The following is a 3205-nucleotide window of genomic DNA, read 5'->3' on the forward strand; positions in this document are numbered from 1 at the left end:
CCTGCTCGGCGCGGCTGTTGCTCAAGGTGCCGTTGGGGCGGGTGAGACGCATGAGGCTCAGCGTAAGTGATGGGATCGACGTTCGCTGCCGCTCGGGGTGGGTCCTCATGGCTCTGGAATCGCGGCCCACTGCCCCCGCGTTACCCCGGGACCGACTCCTCAACCGCACGCGTCGCCCCGGGACCGACTCCGCACCGCGCGCGTCGCCCCGGGATCGAACGCGTGCGGAGTCACCCGGGGACCGACTGCGTCTCCCGGTCGACCTCCTTGTTGGCCAACCGCACGGTCGCCACCACCATCAGGACGAGGGTTGCGGCCAGGATTGCCAGTTCCGGGCCGTCGACGGTGAACCACTCGCCCAGCACCACCACCCCCAGTCCCAGTGCGACGACCGGCGTGGTGACGGTGGAGGCGGGCACCGCCTGGTGCACATCCCCCGCAGAGAACGACATCTGCTGCAGCGTCAGCGCGATCACCGCCGCCGCTACCAGTCCGTACACCTCGCCCGTGGTGAACACCTCGAGCAGCCCGCCCGAGTACCACCGGTCGGCGACGCCCTTGGTGAGCAGCGCGACATAGGCAAAGGCGAGTCCGCCGGCGACGCCCAGGAGCAGCGCCCGATTGCCGTTGCGGCGGCGATTCCGGGACAGGCGCAGCAGAACGGCGATGGCCCCGAGCCCGCCGGCGCACGCAAGAGCCCACTCGTACCAGGGCGGATGGGCGTCACCCCCCGTCGGCCGACCATAGATCACCAGGACGACAACACACCCGGCCAGGACGTAACCCCAGAACAGCTCGGTCTTGGTGACCCGCCGACCGGTCACCCAGGCTCCGAGCGGGAGCGCGAAAGTCAGTGAGAGGACTGTGATGGTCTGCACCAGGATGAGCGACCCGAACGCCAACGCCAGCCCCTGGAAGGCGAATCCGGCCAGGCTGATGCCCATGCCGGCCCACCAGAACCTGCTGGCCAGCACGCCGAAACGACCCTCGAGCCGGCCCTGCGCACGGTCCTTGGTCCGGTGCCGCATTACGGTGCCGAAGGCCTGGCTGAGGGCGGAGGCGAGGGCCAACAACACAGCCACCCAGGTTTCCGTCATCGATGATGAGTAAACACCTCCCGTAAAGTAGGGCTGCGTTAAGCCGATCAACACCGGAAGGGTGTGACCGCGTGGCACTCGTAGTGCAGAAGTACGGCGGCTCCTCCGTGGAGTCCGCAGAACGTATCCGTCGGGTGGCCGAACGGATCGTCGAGACCAGAAAGGCGGGCAACGACGTCGTCGTCGTCGCCTCCGCGATGGGGGACACGACCGACGAGTTGTTGGACCTGGCAGACCAGGTCTGCCCTGCGCCTCCGCAGCGCGAGATGGACATGCTGCTGACCTCGGGCGAGAGGATCTCCAACGCGCTGCTGGCCATGGCCATCAGTTCGTTCGGGATGGAGGCCTACTCGTTCACCGGCTCGCAGGCCGGGATCATCACCACCACCAAGCACGGCGACAGCCGGATCATCGACATCACCCCGGGGCGGGTCCGCGACGCCCTCGACCAGGGCAAGATCGCCCTGGTCGCCGGGTTCCAGGGCGTGTCCCGGGAGACCCGCGACGTCACGACCCTCGGTCGTGGCGGTTCGGACACCACCGCGGTGGCCATGGCGGCCGCGCTGGGTGCCGACGTCTGTGAGATCTACTCGGACGTCGACGGCATCTACACCGCCGACCCCCGGATCGTCCCCGACGCCCGCAAGCTCGACACCATCTCGTACGAGGAGATGCTGGAGATGGCGGCCGTCGGTTCGAAGATCCTCAACCTGCGGAGCGTCGAGTTCGCCCGCCGGTACCACGTGCCCCTGCGCGTGCGCTCGTCGTATTCGACCAACCCGGGCACGCTCGTGGCCGGAAAAGTGGAGGACATCCCCGTGGAAGACGCAGTCCTGACCGGAGTCGCTCACGACGCCTCGGAGGCCAAGATCACGGTCGTCGGAATCCCGGACCAGCCGGGGTACGCCGCCAAGATCTTCCGCGTGGTGGCCGACGCCGAGATCAACATCGACATGGTCCTGCAGAACGTCTCCAAGGCGGAGGGCAAGACCGACATCACGTTCACCTGCCCGCGTGAGGTCGGGGCCAGGGCCGTCGAGGTGCTCTCACAGGCCAAGGACGACCTCGGGATCGACCAGGTGCTCTACGACGACAACGTCGGCAAGGTCTCCCTGGTCGGCGCCGGCATGAAGTCGCACCCGGGCGTCACCGCGACGTTCTGCGAGTCGCTGTCCGAGGCCGGGGTCAACATCGAGCTCATCTCCACCTCGGAGATCCGCATCTCGGCGCTGGTCCGCGAGGAGGAGCTCCCCGAGAGCGTCCGCGCCCTGCATGCGGCGTTCGAGCTCGGCGGCGAGGAGGAGGCCCAGGTCTACGCCGGCACCGGCCGCTGACCCGAGCCCAGGCTCCCCCCGCATCGAGAAGACAGTTCCGCACATATCGCCCGAGAGCGAGTGTGCGGAACTGTCTTTTCGTCGGCGCAATGCCGTCAGCCGGCGCACTGCCGTCAGCCGCCGCGCTCGCGGACGCCGGCCCGGATGTCGGCGGAGGTCGCCTGCGCGTCGCGGGTGACCATCGTGGTGGTGAGGGGGTAGACCAGCCATCCCGCGCGACGAAGTCGGTTCCAGCGGGTGAGGTCCTTGGCGTGTTGCGCCGGGTCGCGGTGGTACTCGCCGTCGTACTCGACGCCGACCTTGAGGTCCCGGCGCCCGAGGTCGAGGTGATAAGGAAGGCCGGGCACGGGCACCTGCGTCTCGAACCCCGTGAGACCGTGATTCATCAGGAACAGTCGGGTCCGGGTCTCCCACGGTGACTGGGCGCCGATGTCACACAGGTCGAGCGCCGCCAGGACCTGTCGTTTGCCGGGTATCCGTCGGGGGTTCATCGCGAGTGGCCGGACGTCGCGCTCCGGGTCGACGCCGATGGACGGACCCGCATCCAGCGCGCAGACGGCGTCCGTCAGGTCACCTCGCCGCGCGATGTCGAACAGCGCCCATGCGGGGCTCGCGGCCAGGCCGGCACCCGCGGTTCCGGTCAGGTGGCACACGTGTTCCCGTGGGATCGTGTACTGGCGGCCGATCATGCCGGGCCGACGTACCCGCGTCGAGCCGGCGGCGAACTCGTCGGGGTAGTCCCGCGGCGGGAACGGGTGGCCGTGTGCGTCGGCG

Annotated in this window: 3 protein-coding genes; 1 reads left to right on the forward strand and 2 read right to left on the reverse strand. The window is 68.8% G+C overall.

Annotation, left to right across the window (positions count from 1 at the left end):
* Nucleotides 1–230: 230 nt before the first annotated feature.
* Nucleotides 231–1097: a DMT family transporter gene (locus G6027_RS14035; protein ID WP_182637710.1), complete on the reverse strand. Its 867-nt coding sequence runs from the start codon at nucleotides 1095–1097 to the stop codon at nucleotides 231–233.
* Nucleotides 1098–1168: 71 nt separating this feature from the next.
* On the opposite strand from G6027_RS14035, the gene G6027_RS14040 reads away from it, so the two are divergent.
* Complete coding sequence (locus G6027_RS14040; RefSeq protein ID WP_182637711.1) at nucleotides 1169–2431, forward strand: aspartate kinase; 1263 nt, start codon at nucleotides 1169–1171, stop codon at nucleotides 2429–2431.
* Between the two features lie 113 nt (nucleotides 2432–2544).
* Here G6027_RS14040 and G6027_RS14045 read toward each other — a convergent pair.
* A partial coding sequence (locus tag G6027_RS14045; RefSeq protein ID WP_182637712.1) for a DUF559 domain-containing protein occupies nucleotides 2545–3205 on the reverse strand: 661 nt, incomplete at its 5' end.

The sequence above is a fragment of the Dietzia sp. SLG310A2-38A2 genome (genome assembly GCF_014145095.1).
Taxonomy (GTDB): domain Bacteria; phylum Actinomycetota; class Actinomycetes; order Mycobacteriales; family Mycobacteriaceae; genus Dietzia.